16 protein-coding genes are annotated in these 16,496 nt (G+C 64.3%); 4 read left to right on the plus strand and 12 right to left on the minus strand.

The window, feature by feature from the left end; genetic code table 11:
• Nucleotides 1–5: 5 nt before the first annotated feature.
• The 7 genes from AC1RQP_RS19405 to AC1RQP_RS19435 all read right to left on the minus strand — a co-directional run bounded on the left by AC1RQP_RS19405 (nt 6) and on the right by AC1RQP_RS19435 (nt 4,527).
• Nucleotides 6–215 carry a twin-arginine translocation signal domain-containing protein gene (locus tag AC1RQP_RS19405; RefSeq protein WP_492938148.1) on the minus strand — a complete coding sequence of 70 codons (210 nt, stop codon included), beginning with the start codon at nt 213–215 and terminating at the stop codon, nt 6–8.
• 29 nt (nt 216–244) lie between these two features.
• Nucleotides 245–1,024, minus strand: a complete 780-nt coding sequence (locus AC1RQP_RS19410; protein ID WP_492938149.1) for a molecular chaperone TorD family protein — start codon at nt 1,022–1,024, stop codon at nt 245–247.
• Between the two features lie 129 nt (nt 1,025–1,153).
• Complete coding sequence (locus tag AC1RQP_RS19415) at nt 1,154–1,765, minus strand: DUF3306 domain-containing protein (protein WP_492938150.1); 612 nt, start codon at nt 1,763–1,765, stop codon at nt 1,154–1,156.
• Nucleotides 1,762–2,277, minus strand: a complete 516-nt coding sequence (locus AC1RQP_RS19420; RefSeq protein WP_492938151.1) for a DUF3305 domain-containing protein — start codon at nt 2,275–2,277, stop codon at nt 1,762–1,764. Before AC1RQP_RS19420 ends, AC1RQP_RS19415 begins: the two co-directional genes overlap by 4 nt.
• Nucleotides 2,274–3,281 (minus strand): DUF6352 family protein, encoded by a 1,008-nt coding sequence (locus tag AC1RQP_RS19425; RefSeq protein ID WP_492938152.1) that lies wholly within the window; start codon nt 3,279–3,281, stop codon nt 2,274–2,276. Before AC1RQP_RS19425 ends, AC1RQP_RS19420 begins: the two co-directional genes overlap by 4 nt.
• Nucleotides 3,278–3,823: a DUF6505 family protein gene (locus tag AC1RQP_RS19430; protein WP_239622707.1), complete on the minus strand. Its 546-nt coding sequence runs from the start codon at nt 3,821–3,823 to the stop codon at nt 3,278–3,280. The genes AC1RQP_RS19425 and AC1RQP_RS19430 overlap by 4 nt, the downstream gene beginning before the upstream one ends.
• Nucleotides 3,820–4,527 (minus strand): biotin/lipoate--protein ligase family protein, encoded by a 708-nt coding sequence (locus tag AC1RQP_RS19435; protein ID WP_492938153.1) that lies wholly within the window; start codon nt 4,525–4,527, stop codon nt 3,820–3,822. Before AC1RQP_RS19435 ends, AC1RQP_RS19430 begins: the two co-directional genes overlap by 4 nt.
• 197 nt (nt 4,528–4,724) lie before the next feature.
• On the opposite strand from AC1RQP_RS19435, the gene AC1RQP_RS19440 reads away from it, so the two are divergent.
• The 3 genes from AC1RQP_RS19440 to AC1RQP_RS19450 all read left to right on the plus strand — a co-directional run bounded on the left by AC1RQP_RS19440 (nt 4,725) and on the right by AC1RQP_RS19450 (nt 9,171).
• A complete protein-coding gene (locus AC1RQP_RS19440; RefSeq protein ID WP_492938154.1) occupies nt 4,725–6,695 on the plus strand; it encodes a 4Fe-4S binding protein in 1,971 nt (656 codons plus the stop codon).
• A gap of 197 nt (nt 6,696–6,892) precedes the next feature.
• Nucleotides 6,893–7,171: a hypothetical protein gene (locus AC1RQP_RS19445; protein WP_492938155.1), complete on the plus strand. Its 279-nt coding sequence runs from the start codon at nt 6,893–6,895 to the stop codon at nt 7,169–7,171.
• Between the two features lie 239 nt (nt 7,172–7,410).
• On the plus strand, nt 7,411–9,171 hold the full coding sequence (locus AC1RQP_RS19450; protein WP_492938156.1) for a B12-binding domain-containing radical SAM protein: 1,761 nt from the start codon (nt 7,411–7,413) through the stop codon (nt 9,169–9,171).
• 254 nt (nt 9,172–9,425) lie between these two features.
• On the opposite strand, the gene AC1RQP_RS19455 is transcribed toward AC1RQP_RS19450, so the two are convergent.
• Nucleotides 9,426–10,715, minus strand: a complete 1,290-nt coding sequence (locus tag AC1RQP_RS19455) for a c-type cytochrome (RefSeq protein ID WP_492938157.1) — start codon at nt 10,713–10,715, stop codon at nt 9,426–9,428.
• Between the two features lie 593 nt (nt 10,716–11,308).
• Here AC1RQP_RS19455 and AC1RQP_RS19460 point away from each other — a divergent pair.
• Nucleotides 11,309–11,545 (plus strand): hypothetical protein, encoded by a 237-nt coding sequence (locus AC1RQP_RS19460; RefSeq protein WP_492938158.1) that lies wholly within the window; start codon nt 11,309–11,311, stop codon nt 11,543–11,545.
• Between the two features lie 236 nt (nt 11,546–11,781).
• Here the strand turns inward: AC1RQP_RS19460 and AC1RQP_RS19465 are convergent, their stop codons facing one another.
• From AC1RQP_RS19465 to AC1RQP_RS19480, 4 genes are all read right to left on the minus strand, one after another.
• Complete coding sequence (locus tag AC1RQP_RS19465) at nt 11,782–12,777, minus strand: Bug family tripartite tricarboxylate transporter substrate binding protein (RefSeq protein WP_492938159.1); 996 nt, start codon at nt 12,775–12,777, stop codon at nt 11,782–11,784.
• A gap of 171 nt (nt 12,778–12,948) precedes the next feature.
• On the minus strand, nt 12,949–13,710 hold the full coding sequence (locus AC1RQP_RS19470) for an SDR family NAD(P)-dependent oxidoreductase (RefSeq protein ID WP_492938160.1): 762 nt from the start codon (nt 13,708–13,710) through the stop codon (nt 12,949–12,951).
• Between the two features lie 33 nt (nt 13,711–13,743).
• The gene (locus AC1RQP_RS19475) at nt 13,744–15,483 is read right to left on the minus strand and encodes a nitrilase-related carbon-nitrogen hydrolase (RefSeq protein WP_492938162.1); all 1,740 of its coding nucleotides are present in this window, start codon (nt 15,481–15,483) and stop codon (nt 13,744–13,746) included.
• Nucleotides 15,484–15,496: 13 nt separating this feature from the next.
• The gene (locus AC1RQP_RS19480) at nt 15,497–16,486 is read right to left on the minus strand and encodes an acetamidase/formamidase family protein (protein WP_492938163.1); all 990 of its coding nucleotides are present in this window, start codon (nt 16,484–16,486) and stop codon (nt 15,497–15,499) included.
• Nucleotides 16,487–16,496 lie beyond the last annotated feature (10 nt).

The raw sequence follows: 16,496 nt of genomic DNA on the forward strand, positions 1-16,496 counted from the left end.
CCCTCTCAGGCCGGATAACGATTGACGCGGTAGAACGTCTTCACGTGTTCGGATTCCTTGTAGCGCGCCTTGCGCTTCTCATCGTTGTTCTCGCTGTCCGCCTGCGCGGACCCGACCAACGGCGTCGCAAGCGTCGCGCCGACACCGGCCGTGCCCAAGCCGACCCTGCGAAGGAAATCGCGGCGTCCGACCTTTGCTTTCGTCTCGTCACTCATCGCATCTCTCCCGGACCAAGGCGCCTCGGTCAGTTGGCGAATGTGAATGCTTCCGTCTCGATTTCGATGAAGGTGCGGCCGAGCGCGCCGACCGCTCGATAGAAACGGGCGTCCCCGGCGCTCTCGATGTCGGCGAACAGCCGCCCCATCCAGGGCGACACATGTTTTTCGAAGAAGGCGCGCTGCGCCTCGGGCGAGGCATCAAAGCGGCCGCCGGCAAGCCCCGACATGATCTCGCACAGGATGGCGGCGTGATCCTCGGGTTCGGAATTGGTGGCGGCCCGCGCGATACCGAGCGTCGCCAGGTCGCCGCGCAGGCGCGACAGGGGCCGTTCGTTGAGAAAGCCGGTGAGATAATAGGAGGCATAGGGCAGCAATTCGCCGCGGCCGAGTCCGACGAACAGGTCGAAATACTCCCGCTCGACTTGCGCTGCGACGGCGCTCGAGGCGGCATCGGCCAGCGCCGCATGCGCGCGCCCGAGCGGCGTCGCGTCACCGCTCAGCGCAGCGAGCTGATCCAGCAGGCGTTTCGACGGAGGCGCCGACAGCAGCGTTGCCAGCAGCGCGTATTCCTGTGCGCGCGCCGCATCGATCGGGTCGACGAGTTCGGCGGAGCCGGCTTGTTCGCCGTAGAGATCGGGCCGCAGATCGTTCCGGGAAACGCCGGTGGCGGTTTCGACTGCAATCACCCGTTGTGCGGGCACGCGGGTCCAATTCGATACGGAGGGTTGGCTGATGCCGATTTTGCGCGCAAGCTGAGCAATGCCGCCTGCAGCGTCGATCGCGCGATCAAGCCCGTCATCACGCACGTGGACCTCCCATCCAAGTCCCGTCTGCTGATTATCGCTTTTGTTACAAAGCAGTACGCAGGGTAATCCGGGCTCCGTAAGCCGTCAACGCTTGCCATAGCCTGTGCCTATAGCCTTTGGTCGTGTTGCTCAGCGCGGCAAGGCACTACCGTGAGTCCGCGGCCTGACGGGCTCGGCGAAATCGTCGGATCCGTCAGCCATCTTCGGTTGCACCGCAACAGGAGCAGCCAGCTGCTTCGTCTCGTCCGGCGACGAGACGACGTTGGACATCTCCGGCACATCGGCCTCATGCAGTTCCGCCGAAGAAACCCCCGCTTCGGTCGGCGTCTCGGGGAGGGACCGGGCCGCCTCGCGCACTCCGCCGACGATGCGGTCGACCAGTGCGGCCAGCTCTTCCGACGAGCAATCCAGCGGTCCAAAACCAGGCATCGCGGTCGGGTCGTTGAAGTCCCATGCATTCTCCGCAAGCCCGACGAAGTCGCGAATGGCGGGATCGGTCGCCCAGGCGCGGCGAAGAGCCGCACGGCTCAACTCCCGAGGAATACTCTTGCCCAGGAAGGCCGTGATGTCGGTCGCAGCATTGATCTCGTCGATTGACGGCAGACTCGAGAGGTCGAACTCACCCCCGTCGTCCTCGACCTCGGACGGCGGCGCAGGCTGCACCGCAGCAGGTTTCGCCGGCTCCGCTTGCGATTCGCGTTTGCGGCGCGACCAACGCGCAAGGAACTCCTCCTCGCTCATTCCTGTCCGCCTTCATGCTCGCGCCGTGCCAGCGCCTCCGGGTCGGCGCGGCGCCGCTTGCGCTTGACGAATTCCCGCTCGACATGGTGCTCGGCCACGAAGCTTTCAATCGCTTCGCGCAGCACCTCCGGCATCGGCACGGCCTCGACGAGATTGTCGGCGGCCTCGGTAAAGCCTTCGCCCTCGGCGGGGTCGGCCGTCACCGCGGTGACGGCATAGGGCCAGGCGCCGTCCGAGGGCGACAGCACAGTCCAGATGCTCGGACTGCCGGAGGCGAGATTGTCGCGATAGCGCGCCGTCTCGGACGGATAGAGATCGACGGTCGCCCTTCCGGCATAGAACAGGGTCGTGCCGTCCTGCTCGCGAAGCACGGTCCACGGCTGTGTCACCGGCTCGTCCGGCAGGACGGCAATTCCCCGCCAGATGAAATCGACCCACGGCGAGTCAGCCTTGCGCCGCTCGACCACGACACCGACGGCAATCGAGAGGGAGGGCAACGCCGCAGGGCTCATGTCGCCATCTCCAGGTGCTTCACCGGCAGCCCGGTCAGCAGATTCTGTGGCTTCATCCGGAGCTTCTGATCCGCCGTCATCGACAGGATCAGGTAGACCGGTTCACCCCCGACATCGTCAAGAGCGCTGCCTGAATCCGCAAACGTCAGCCGGAACAGCGCGAGCACACGGTCGGCGTCGCGCTCGCCGAGTTCTTCGCCGTGCCACAGCCGATCGCCGAGCCTCGTGGCGTCGGCATCGAGCCCGACATACCAGGTGAGCCTTGCCTCATGCAGCGCGCGCAGCGGCTCGATCATGACGTCGATGCCGAGCAGATGGGAGACCCAGCGCGTCATCGCCTGCGCCAGAGCAACCGGCCCGCGGCCGCCGGCCGTCAGGTCGAGGGCCATGTCGAACTGGTCGCTGCGCTGCCAATAGGCCTCGGCATTCTCCTCGCTCAGCACCTCGACCACGGCATCGGTGGTGGCGCCCAGCATCGACATCAGAGAGAGCACCGGCGTCGGGCTCCGGCCGCCGACGACCTCCTCATCCCCGAGCAACAGGGCCTGCTCATGCGGCAGGATGCGCTGGGTCCGGAAGAACAATTCGGCCGCCCGCAGCACGAACGGGTCGTCGCAGCCATCGAGCGCGTTCCGAAGGATCACGTGCACGAGCTGGTTGACGAACAGCGGCGGCAAATCGTTCGCGCCCGATCTCACCGATGCAAGATAGGCGGCTTCGAGCGTCGGATGCCGCAACAGAAGATCGCGGAACGCCAGCACCAACTGCCAATTCTCCCGGGCATCGGCATCGACGATCCCGGCGATTTCGGCGGCGCTGACCGCCTGGCGCGGATCGGCGAGCAATTCGCGGTGCAGCCGGCGTTCGAGCGGGCACGCATCGTCCGGCGGCATCAGCTCGGGACGGGCAAAATAGGCCTTGAGGAACTCGTCCGTGACACGGAGCCCACCGCCCTCATCGCGATCGAGCAGGTGATGACCACAGGCGATCCAGAAATCGTTCATCGGACCGTCGGCTCCCGTCCCAGATCCGCAAGCTTGAGATCGCCGTCAGGCTGGACCTCGTCCTCGATTTCCATGAACGAGAACGCCTTGCTGTGCCCCTGCCCTTGTCCTTGCCGGAGTTGCAGCCGGCGGAACGACTCGCGGACTTCGCCGTCGCTCGAGGTGCGGTGCACTGCAATGAGAGAGCTGATCGGATGGCTGCAGAGCGACTGCGCGAAAGCGACCTCCTCTTCCGCGGCCGTCTTCGCCGCCGCCATGTCCGGCGCACCGAAGCGATCGACGAGTTGCCTGGCGAGGAGATCGACCAGGCTGCGATATTCGTCTTCGGTTGCCGGAACGATCTGCGCCAGCGTCGACCAGCCCCAGGACTGCACCCCGAGGAAACCGCCGCGAAACGCCGCGCGCGCCTTGCCCTCGAGCCTGGCAGCGTCGTGATCCCAGAAGCGGAAAGCGCCTGAGACGGCCCATTCGCCCGGTTCCGCCGCCACGTCGAACACGAAGGTGTCGGAGGGATCGAGCGCGATGGTGCGCAGGAGCTTCACAGGCGCGGTCCTCCGAGGGCCGGATCGAGCCAGGACGGCGTCGCGAGCGCCTGCACGAGGTCGCTTCGCTGGACCCGATCCGTCCCGATGCGGCGCGTCAGGACATCGCCGCTTTCGTCAATGCGCTGAACTGTCTGTCTTTCACGCGGCATCCGAGTGAGATAGTCGCGCGCGACGCTGTCAAAGCCGTCAACCCGCCAGCCATCCAGCGCCAGCATCAGGTGCCGGGCAAAGCTCTCCGTGATCTGCGCCGCGCCGGCCTCGCCAAAACCTTCCTGGTCGAGTGCCGAGGCCAGCGGGTGGACGCCCGGATCGTCATCGTTCATGGCAACCGTCCGGATCATGGCCCCGAAGACCAGCCAGGGCGGCGGCGCATCCTCGTCAGCTGCGAATGGCCAACCCATCCGTCCGCCACCGACCAGTCCCCCGTCGATCCTGACAGCGTCCGGCCAATTGATCGTGATCGGCTTGCTCGGCGGCGCATAGGCGCTAAGGGCATCGGTGAGAGCGACCATGCCGGCGTAAAAGGCGCGGCGCGCGCTCCGCAACGGCTCGGCCGGCTCCAGCACCACGGCGAACTCTGCGAGGTCGAAGCGCCCGACATAGACCAGCGTGCCGGCACCGGCCTCCGGTGCGATGCGGCATGCATGGGCAAAGGCATCTCCGCTCTCGCGCAATCGCACCAACGTGAACGGCGGCGGCAAGTGAATAGGTTCCGCCAGGGAAACATGGTTGACTGGGGTCGACGACAGGCCGTCCTCCGCTTTCCTTTTCTTCCCGATGGATAATGTCTATACGAGGCGAAGGGCCGGCGCGAGTCCGTCGTCGGCGTCCGAATGGCGGAGGGGTTAACCTGGAGCAGCCGTCGAAGACCGTCCTGATCTGCTCGTGCGAAGACACGATGCCCCTCGACGTGGCTGCGATCCGGCGCGGATGCCCGAACAGCGAGGTCAAGAGCTTTCGCCACCTCTGCGGTGCGGAGCTCGACCACTTCCGCAAGCTTGCCGCGGCAGAAGGCGTGTTGACGGTCGCCTGCACGCAGCAGGCAGCGCAGTTTTCGGACGAGGCCGGCGAACGGCCCGATGCGATCAGCTTCGTCAACATCCGCGAAACGGCCGGCTGGTCCCGCGACAGCGCGCGCACTGGCGCAAAAATGGCCGCCCTGCTCGCATCCGCCGCCGTGCCGTCCCCGGACTATCCGCTCGTCACCTTGTCGAGCGAGGGCGTGATCCTGATCTACGGACGCGATGAGGCCGCAATCGAGGCCGGCCGCCTGCTTGCGGACCACCTCGACGTCACGGTGATGCTGAAGCAGCTCGACGACACGGTGTTGCCAGCCGCAACGATCTTTCCGGTCGTGAAGGGCACGATCCGCTCCGCGAAGGGACATTTCGGCGCATTTGAGCTTGCGATCGACGACTATGCGCGTCCCCGTCCCTCCTCGCGCGATCGTTTCGTGCTGAACCCGCCGCGAAGCGGCGTCACCTCGCGCTGCGATGTCATCCTCGATCTTTCCGGCGATCTGCCGCTGTTTCCCGCACACGACCTGCGCGACGGCTATCTGCGCGCCGACACGAAGGATCCCGCTGCAGTGCTCCGCGCCGTGCTGACCGCGCGCGATCTCGTCGGCAGCTTCGACAAGCCGAAATATGTCGACGTCGCGCCCGCGCTCTGCGCCCATTCGCGCTCGAAGCGCACCGGCTGCCATCGCTGCCTCGATCTCTGCCCGACCGGGGCGATCACCCCCGTCGGCGATCATGTCGCAATCGATCCGAACATCTGCGCAGGCTGCGGCCAATGCGCAGCTGCCTGCCCCACCAGCGCGGTATCCTACACGCTGCCTCCAGCCGATGCGCAGCTCCAGAAAATCCGCGCCATGCTGCTCGCCTACCGCGAGGCCGGCGGCGCGAATGCAGTGCTGCTCTTTCACGACAGCCCGCACGGTACGCCCCTGATCGACGCCCTCGCGCGGCATGGCGACGGCCTGCCGGCGAACGTGCTTCCCTTTGCCCTCAACGAGCTCACACAGCTGGGGCTGGAAGCGATCGTCGGCGCCTTCGCCCATGGCGTATCGGCTGTGCGCTTCCTGCTCCGTGCCAAGCCGCGCCACGATGTGACCGGCCTGTCGCAGACGATCGCGATGGCCGAAGCGATCCTCGGCGGCCTTGGATTTGCGGGCCGTCGCCTCGCCACCATCGAAACCGACGACCCCGATGCGCTGGGCGAGCATTTGACTGACATCGGCACGCTCACCGCGGTCGCGACGCCCGCGACCTTCAGGACCGTCGGCAAGCGGCGCGACCTCTTGCGGTTCGCCCTGAGCGAGCTGCATCGACTGGCGCCGCAGCCGGTCGACGTGATCGCCTTGCCACAGGGGGCGCCGGTCGGCGCAATCACCGTCGACACCGATGGCTGCACGCTGTGCCTCTCCTGCGTCTCGGCCTGCCCGACCGGCGCGCTGCGGGACGATCCCGAGCGGCCCGTGCTGAAATTCATCGAGGATGCCTGCGTGCAGTGCGGCCTGTGCGAGAGCACCTGTCCGGAAAAGGTCATCAGCCTCAAGCCGCAGATCGATTTCCGTGCGGCGCGCGCTCCCGCGACGATCATCAAGGAAGAGGAGCCCGCACTCTGCGTCCGCTGCGGCACGGCCTTCGGCGTCAAGAGCACGATCGACCGCATCGCAGCCAAGCTCGAGGGCCGGCACTGGATGTATCCGGCCGGCGACCGGCGGATCGAGGCACTGAGGATGTGCGCGGACTGCCGCGTCATCGTCATGAGCGAGCAGCAATTCGATCCGTTCAAAGGCGTCCCGGAACGAACGCCGCCGCGGACGACGGATGACTATCTGCGCCAGCGCGAGGGCAAGGACTAGCGCATGTACTCATAGATGTCGGCTCACCAACGTAAAGCGGAAGTCACCCACCTTGAGCGTGATCTGCGGCTTGTGACCCATATCGGAAGTCAGCATCTGCGCTACGACGCTTATGGTAGTGACCATTCCGACCGTCCATCGCTGCCAGATATCGACATTCATTCGCCGGATAGTAGGCCTCGCGGATCGCAGCCTCGATGCGAAGCGAGGTAGTCGATTTCGCTGCGGGTAATACCGATATCGTTGAAGCGATGATCGGAAAGGCGGGGTGCTTGGCGACTCAGCTGATCTTCGGATGGTCTGAATCCGCGGCGGAGGACAAGAAGCAAGCAACGGAACTCATCGACAGCGCACTTTCCAAGAGCGGAGGAAACCCGAGGGCTCACACAATCAAGGGAACCCTTCTCTTACTTGGACAACCGGTGCAGGCATTGGCTGAATTCGATGCGGCGCTCAGGGGGGCAGGCGTCCCATAGCAATGAAGGAGGAATATTCTTCAATGACGCCAAGGAGTGATGTCTGGCGCATGACCACCTCGCGACTGTGCATCTCAATTTGTGCCAAACATGCGATAGCGCGATGCGGTTAGCCGAGGTGCTCTGCGAATAGCTGAGGTACCTGGATAGGATGTTTTTCGTGCCACGGTTCGTCGTTTTTTGGCAGAACCTAGCGGAAACCAGTTGGCCTTTGACCGACATCGAGCTACCGGTTGCTTATGGGGAAGAACAAGAGTTTCCGGCTTGTTCTGATCAAGCCGTCACATTACGACGACGATGGCTACGTCATTCGATGGTGGCGCGGCGGCCTGCCTTCGAACTCATTGGCCTGCCTGTACGGCATCGTGCTCGATTGTCGTGAGCGCCAGGTTCTCGGGCCCGATTTCGACATCGAGATCGACGCCATCGACGAGACCAACTGGAAGGTGCGTGTTGCGGATCTGACGCGCGCAATCAAAGCCGCTGATGCCGGCATGGTGATGCTGGTCGGAGTCCAGTCCAACCAGTTTCCCCGATCGCTCGATCTGGCGAGACGGTTTCGCAAGCTCGGAATTGACGTTGCGATCGGCGGCTTCCATGTGTCGGGCACCCTCTCGATGCTGCCGGAGCGCGATCCCGGCGTTCAAGAGATGATGGACCTCGGTGTGTCGGTCTTCGCAGGCGAGGCCGAGGGACGACTGGAGGGGCTGTTGCAAGACACGGTCGCCGGGCGATTGCAGCCTCTCTACAACTACATCGACGATCTGCCGCATCTGGAGAGCCAGCCTTTGCCGATCATTCCCCGCCAGCAGATCGGGCGGGTCATCGGCCACACCACGAGCTTCGACGCCGGGCGCGGCTGCCCGTTCCAGTGCTCGTTCTGCACCATCATCAACGTGCAGGGCCGCAAGTCGCGACGCCGCAGCGCCGACGACATCGAGGCCGTGATCCGCGCCAACGTCGCCCAGGGCGTCTTCGCCTTCTTCCTCACCGACGACAATTTTGCGCGCAACAAGGATTGGGAAGGCCTGCTCGACCGCGTGATCGCGCTGCGCGAGAAGGAGGGCTGGGATCTCCGCTTCACGATCCAGGTCGACACGCTCTGCCACAAGCTGCCGAACTTCATCGAGAAATGCGCAAAGGCCGGTGTCCGGCGATGCTTCATCGGCCTCGAAAACATCAACCCGGATAGTCTGCTCGGCGCCAAGAAGCGGCAGAACAAGATCACCGATTATCGCGAGATGATGCTGGCCTGGAAGAAAGCCAGGATCATGACCGTCGGAGGCTACATTCTGGGCTTTCCCAACGACACACCGGAATCGATCGTTCGCGACATCGAGATCATCAAGCATGAGTTGCCGATCGACATGCTGGAGTTCTTCTTCCTGACGCCGCTACCGGGCTCGGAGGACCACAAGACGCTCTACATGAAGGGCGTCGCGATGGATGCGGACCTCAACAAATACGACCTGGACCACGTTACGGTCGGCCACCCCGCCATGTCCAAGGCGGATTGGGAGCGGGCCTGCGAGCTCGCCTGGAACAGCTATTACAGCTGGGAGCACATCGAGAGGCTGATGCGGCGCGCCGCGGCGATGGGCAACAATGTCGGCAAGATCGGGACCTACGCGCTTTATTTCAAAGGCTACCATCCCATCGAGCGCGTCCATCCGCTTGAAGGGGGGGTGCTGCGGCTCAAGAGCCGCGACGAGCGCCGTCCGCATCTGCCGGTCGAGCCGGCCTGGTCGTTCTATCCGCGCTATGTCGCCGAGACCGTCGTGAAGGCCGTGCAATGGGCATCGCTCGCGCTGCGCCTCCACCGGCTGGCTCGCAAGGTCAAGTCGGATCCGCACCGGCTCGCCTATGTCGATGAGGCGATCACAATGCAGGCCGACGAGACCGAAAATCTGGACTTGTACAAGACGCGGTCCAGCCAGGCGTTTCTCGATCAGCGGCGGCATATCGAAGAGGCACAGAAACCTAAGTCGGCCGTGCGGTAGTTGCCAACTCGCGTTAGTTGATTTCTCAAGCCGCCGCGGACCATCGTATCCTCACAGATTGCTGGACAAGCGACGTCCGCTTGCACCGAACAGAGGCCCGGGCCAACGTCCCTTGAGTGGAGGCTGAAAATAATTCGCGTGGTCTTCGTTGCTGGCTTGCTTTTCGTTCAACCAGCGTGGGCGCAGAACATGGCGTTATTCGTGGCTTCCAATGGAAGTACTTGAAGCGAAAATAACCCAGAAGGGACAACTAACTATCGCGATGTCGCGCGCCCCAAGAAGTCGGTCAACGCGCGTCGGTCCTCTGCAGAGCCGATGCGCTGCTCCGGCATCTTGGTTCCGGGGGTGTAGGCATTCGGCCCGATTTCGAACAGTCTCGCGACCGTTTCCGGTGTCCAGACGATGTCCATCGTCTTCAGCGCATCGGAGAAGCGATATCCCGGCAGCGAAGCGATCCTGCGGCCGTATAGTCCCGCAAGTGTCGGACCAGCACGCTGCACCTCCTGGTCCGACAGCGTGTGACAGGCAACACACGCCCGAAATACATCGGCGCCATGATCGCCGGCATAGGCGGCGAGCGGATCGGCGGGTGTGCCGATCAGAACTGACCCGACGGGATCGCCGGTGCGCGCGTTCCAGCGCCTGATCCTGCCGTCCGCACCACCCGTCATCAGGGTCTCGCCATCTGGAAGGAAGGCGGCCGACCACACCGGTAGCCCGGGCCCAACCAGCGTGCGCAGCAGGTTGCGCGACTTGCGATCGATGATCGCCACTGTGCCGCCGATGCCGGCCGCAGCGATCAACGCGCCGTCCGCCGACATCGTCAAGGCCACCACAGGTGTCGGGCTGGCCGCGACCTCGCCGCTGACCTTGCCGTCCTTGGTCAGCATGCGCAGCCTGCCATCGACCGCGCCTGCGACGATTTCACCATCCGGCGCCACCGCCACGGCGTTCAGCGGCGCCGGCAAGGTCACGATTTCAGGCTGGCCGTCCGGCAAACGCCAGATGCGCAGCGCGAGATCGTAGCCGACGCTGACAAGCCCGCCGTCCGGCGCGAAAGCGACGCCGTTGACGTTCTGCGTATGCCCTTCGAGCACGCGCGACGTGCCGTCCGACAGCGACCAGAGCCGCACCGTCCGGTCCCATGACGCCGATGCGAGCAGCGCCCCGTCGGGCGACACAGCAAGCGCCGCGATCGGAGCGACATGTCCCTCCAGCACCCGGTCCGGCTCCACCCGGCCCGCCGTCCACACCGCAATTCGTGCGTCGGCGCCGGCCGTGATCAGGCGGCGATCCTTCAGAAAGGCAACGGCATTGACGCCGCCGGTATGATACCGCAGCACTTGCTCTGCGGTATCCGTCTTGAGCGACCAGCGAATGACCGCCGTGTCGAAGCTGCCGGAGAGAAGGTCCTGCCCATCCGGGGAAACGGCAAGAGCCCGAATCGGGCCACCGTGTCCGACCATGTCGGCATGCACGGATGATCCGGCAACGATGGCCCACAGCGCTACGGCCACCTTCGTGCACAAAGGTGATCTGTTCATTTCCGGCCGCCCTGCTTGACGTTCGCATTCTCAAGACTGCCAGAACGGGCGGCCGAAATGAACATCCCGGACCGGTCTACTTGGCCGGTTCCGTGGTGGTCTTGGAGGATCCCTCCGGCGCGGCCTGCATTCCAGGCGGACTCTGGCCTTGGGGACTTTCCGCCGGCGCGCCGCCCGAACCTGTATTGATTGGGCCCGTCCAACCTTGCGGCTGTGCCTGGCCCTTCTCTTCAGGAGGGGTTTTCGTCGCCGACGGGTTGGTTTGCGCGGGCTGGGCCAGGGCACTCCCAACAAAACAAAGTGCTGCGAAGCACAAGATCGTTCTCGGCAATGTCACGCAAGGCCTCCGATGCGCTCACCAAAGCGCAATGCGATCAGGATAAATCGCCATCGCGCTTCAGGCTGTTGTTCAAGCATGATCTTCCGGAAAACCGCTGCGCACTTTTCCGGACCGTGCTTTAGGCTTGCAAGAAACCTGCGAAACCCGCTTCCGTTCCGAAGCGTGCAGCGCAACAGCCCACCTCGGGCATCCGCCGCTTGAATGCCGAGAGCCCGGACACTAGATTCTGCCTGCTCATGCCAAGGAAGACCGCATGCAGGGGCGAACGGGGCCAATTCTGCGGATGATTGCGCGGCTGCGCGTTCTTGGCGCCATTGATGGCCCGCAAGATCCCGCCGCGCGAGAAGCCTCCCCTTTCCTCTTCCTCATTGCCGTCGTGCTCGCGCTGCTGCTCGCAATCCTGGAAGTCGATTCGAACAGCGCCGGGCTTCAGTCCCTTGGCTTGATGGGCAATGCGTTTTCCGCCGATCCCGTGTTCAAGAGCCCATAGGACCGCGGATGCCTTGCCACGGATGCCTGGGCGCGATCGACGAGCTTGCTCGCGATACGTCGCGTCGTATAGATGGCTTGATGTTCCAAATCGGGGGAGGCTGAGGATGAAGGCTTTTTTACTTGGCTGCGTCGCGGCCCTGGTCATCGCGATTGCGGGAATGGTGATCCTGAATCGAGTCCAGGAGCCCGTCGCTCAGGCGTTTGCTACGTCCGCGGTACGACTCTGAGAAGCGCTCAGTCGCGCTTGAGCCCGATCGACTTGACGATGGGAGCCAGGCGGACGAGCTCGTCCTCGACCAGGCGCTGGAATTTGTCGGGGCCTGAATCGATGTCCGGCTCGAGACCTTGCGAACGATAGCTTTCCTGCAACTGAGGATCAGCCATCGCCGTGCGGGTCGCCGCAGCGATCCGCGCCACGATCGCATCCGGGGTTGCTCTTGGGGCAAACAGGCCAAACCAGCCGGCGTATCTGAGGCCGGGCATGCCGGATTCGATGACCGTCGGAATCTCCGGCGCGCCGCTCAGCCGCCGGTCGCTCGTCACGGCGATCAGCCGCAGCTTGCCCGCAAAGTGCAATTGCAGGATCTGGCTCGAGACCACCGCAATGACCGAGTTGATCTGGCCGCTGACGAGGTCGTTGGTTGCGGCCGCCATGCCCCGGTAAGGGACGTGGACCAAATCTGCCGCAAGACCCGATTGCTGCCTGAACATCTCTCCGACGAGATGATTGCCGGTGCCGACCCCCGGAGTGCCATAGGAAAGCCCGCCCGGATTCGTCTTGGTGAACGCTGCCAGCTCCCGCAGGTCCTTCACCGGCAGGGACGGATGAACCGCGAATGCGAGGGTGCTGGTAATCAGACGATAGATGGCACGGAAATCGCGAATCGTGTCGTAGGCAGGCTGCGCCGAGGACAACGGAATCGTCACCTTCGTGCTGCCATTGCCGAGCAGAAGCGAGTAGCCGTCGGGAGCGCTCTGCGCCACCGCTGCGGAGCCGATCGCACCGCCGGCGCCCCCGATATTCTCGACATGGACCGGGCCGAGCAGCGGCGCGACCTTGTCGGCCCAGGGACGGCCGATCTGATCACCCGCGGCGCCAGCCGTATAGGGAATGACCAGCTTGATGGAGCGGGAGGGATAATCGTCGGCGGTCGCACCGCCGGGCCAGGCAGCCAGCGCCGTGAGACGCGCCGCCGCATCGAGCAGTTCTCGCCGTGAGAGAAGGGACATCGTCTGCGTGTTCGGGACCGGGCTCGCTATCTTGCACGAATGAGGTGTCCCGAAAATCCACGCGGGGAGATCGCTGCCCTGCACAATGCGGGCAGCAGTGGCCGCAGCTGCCCTGCGATCACACGGTCAATCATGACGCGGGTGACAGATTTGCGTTTCAGCGTTCACGCCTCAGAATTGCACACCGCGCGTCAGGGCACCGTCGACGACGAGGTTCGTTCCTGTGATGAAGCTGGCGGCGCGACTTGCGAGAAATACGACTGCGTTCGCCATCTCCTGCGGCGTCCCCATCCGGCCGGTGGGATTGAGCGCAAGCGCCGTCTTGTAGAGTTCGGGATTGTTGTCCTTGATGGTGTTCCAGACACCGCCTTCGAAATAGGTGTTGCCCGGCGAAACCGTGTTGGCGCGGATGCCCTTGTGTGCGAGCTGATTGGCGAGGCCCTGCGTGTAGTGGATGATGGCGGCCTTGAAGGTGCCGTAGGGGCCGGCCGCGAAATCGACCTCGCGCCCGGAGACGCTGGAGATGGCGACGATCGCACCGGCCCGGCTCTTCTCCAGATAAGGCATGGCCGCGTTCACCAGCCGGACCGTGCCCATCATGTCGGTCGAGAATTCCTTGGCCCAGCTTTCATCGTCCTGCCCGATGGCGAGCGCGCTCACATTGGCCACGACGACGTCAATTCCGTCCAGCTTGGTCGCCATGTCGACCACCCAGGCCTTCAGCGCCGCACCATCGGACACGTCGACCGCAGCGCCAAAGGCCGCGACGCCTTTGCTCTTGAGCGCTGCAACGGTGCTGTCGACGTCCGCCTGGCTGCGCGCGCAGATGCCGAGATTTGCGCCCTCGGCGGCAAAGGTCTCCGCAATCGCACGGCCTATCCCCTTGGTGCTGCCGGTGACGAGAACCTTGGCACCCGCAAGTCCTAGATCCATGATCGGCTCCTTCTTCCCAGTAGATTCACACGTTCAATGGTTATTTGCCGTTGCCCTGACCAACCCTCGATAGCTGTGTGGCATCCGCATCGAAACGAGGTCCTTTCGTCGCACGACGTTGGTCGGATACACGCTGTCGAGATTGGTGGTGTCGACCAGAGCAGTAGCAAGGTTCATGCCGTCCGCTGCAATCGCTTCGCGGCGCGGAAATTCGAACGTATCGGGGCCGAACACACCGCTCAGGCCGGGATAGCCGTGTTCGGGATCGAAGACATTGGCAAACGCCAGGAATACGTTGTTCTCGCCGGCGCGGACCCGGAAGTGGTGCCAATGATGCGGATCGGCGCCGGTCGGGATCGGGGCCGGCTGCACAACGGATGTCCCCGGATGCGGCGAACCGAAGGGGCCCTTGACCGCCGCGCAGCACGCGATGATATCGCAGCCGCGAAGTGCGAGCACCCGCCCCGCCTCCGGAAACGCCGCATCGTGGCCGATCAAGAGGCCTACTCGCCCGATCGGCGTGTCGACCACGGCCCAGTCGTCGCCCGCCGTGGCCCAGCTCCGCTCCTCTTCCGTCAAATGCGTCTTGCGATAAAGTGTGATCTCTCCATCCGGCGTGATCAGGCAGGCGCTGTTGTAGACGGCATCGCCCGCGCGCTCAGCCATCCCACAGACGATGTGGATCTGGAGCTGCGCAGCGAGCGCGTGCAGGCTCTCCGTGGCCGGGCCCGGTATCGGCTGCGCCGATCTCACGGGATCTGCGAGGCCGGTGACCGCAAGCTCCGGGAATACGACGAGCGCCGCGCCGTCCGCCTTGGCCTGACGCGCAAGGTTCGCCATCGCCTCGAGATTTCGCGCAACATCGGCACTGGGTGCGAATTGGGCCGCGGCAATGCGCGAGCGCACGCCTTCAGGCCAGGGCTCGTGGCCGTAAAGGCCGAAGAAATCGCGCGGATTCCAGCTGAAGGTGTCGGTGAGCAGCTCCGGATAAAGCTCGGGCCGGCGTTGACGGAAGACAGGCTCGCCCAGCACGCGGCGTGCACGCGCAATATCGAGATCGATCTCGGCCAGCGCGACCCCGTCGCCCTTGTCGAGGACCGTGATCACCTGGCCATCCGGCGCGATCACGCAGCTCCCGCCGCTGAACTGGACGGTGCGCTCGAGCCCCCAGCGGTTGCTCTCGATCACGTAGCAGCCGTTCTCGAAGGCACGGCTGATCCAGTAGGGCGCCGGCGTTCGCTCCGCGAGCCAGTTGGAGATATGGCAGATGACGTCCGCGCCCCCGAGCGCCATCAGCCGCGCAGTCTCCACAAAGTGGATGTCCATGCATATGAGGAGCGCGATCCGTCCGATCGGCGTGTCGAAAACCTGGTTGTGCAGGTCGCCCGCCGCCGCCCATTTCGGTTCGGAGATATAGGGATGCGTCTTGCGATGGCGGCCGACGATACCATCGGGCCCGATGAGCACGGCCGAGTTGAAATAGATGTCGTCCTCGTCGACTTCAGGCATGCCGACCACGATGTAGCAGTCATGCTTGCGTGCCAGCGCCGCAAACCGGTCGGTGGTCGGCCCCGGAATCCGCTCGACAAAGGGCCGAACCTCGGCACGGTCGAACCAGCAATAACCCGTGGTTCCCATTTCCGGCGTGACGATGAGTTTCGCGCCGGCCGCCGCCGCCTGCTCACAGAGCTCGAGCAGGCGCGCGATGTTGCGCTCCTTCTCGAACATGATCGGCTCGAACTGGACGGTGGCGACCTTGTGCACGGTGGACATGAGCTGGCTGGCCTCAACCGAGATAGGACTTCTTGATGGAAGCGCCGAGCGTATACTTCGGATCGACCATGTTGCCGAGACGCACCCGGCCGGCCTGGGTCAGCAGCATGTAGGCATCGATCTCGTCGAAACCGTAGTCCGCCGCCATCCAGCGGCAGAGCTCGCGATAGGCGATGCGGGCTGCATCCTCCATCGGACGGGCCGAGCCGATCGTCATGATGAAGTCCTTGGTCTCCAGCCGCGGCCAGGTGATGGTCCAGCCCTTGATCAGGTCGACCTGCACCGTGGTCACGGTCGGATGCTCGATGGCGACGCCGCAGAGCTCGCCGTCGCCCTGCGCCGCATGGCAGTCGCCGAGATAGAGCAGCGCGCCCTTGGTATTGACGGGCAGGTAGATGACGGCGCCGACGCCGACGTCGGGCAGATCCATGTTGCCGCCATAGTAATCCGGGACCAGCGACGAGATCGCCTCGATCTCCGGCGAGGTGCCGATGGTGCCGATGAAGGGCTCATAGGGCAGCGTGATCTTGTCGCTCCATTTGGTGCCGGTCTTGGCGTCGATCTCCAGCTTCTTGACGCGCTCGGGCAGCGCCGGATTGAGCAGCGCCGTGTTGCCCGTACTGACCAGGCCACCGAATTCCGGCATGATCACCGTGGTGCCACGCGGCTGCGGCCCGCGCGGCACGATGCTCTCGATATAGACCGCGAGCGTATCGCCCTTCTCGGCGCCGTTGACGTGGATCGGCCCGTTCTGCGGATTGAGAAACGGGAAGTTGAGGATCTTCGACGGGCTGTCGGTCTCGTTCTTGATGGCGCCCTCGAACGCGTCATGGGTCTCCGCGGAGACGACGGCGCCGGGATCGACCGTCAGCACCGGCTTCACATAGGGGCCGTAGACATAGTGGTACTTGCCCTGCTCGCTTTCCGTGATCGTGTAGCCGGTGCCGCGCTCGCCCTTGGCGACGCCCTTGCGGGCCATGATGGAGTCTTTCTGCCAGGACATTTGCTTTTCT

It is taken from the genome of Bradyrhizobium sp. GW821-FHT13H06 (assembly GCF_058803975.1).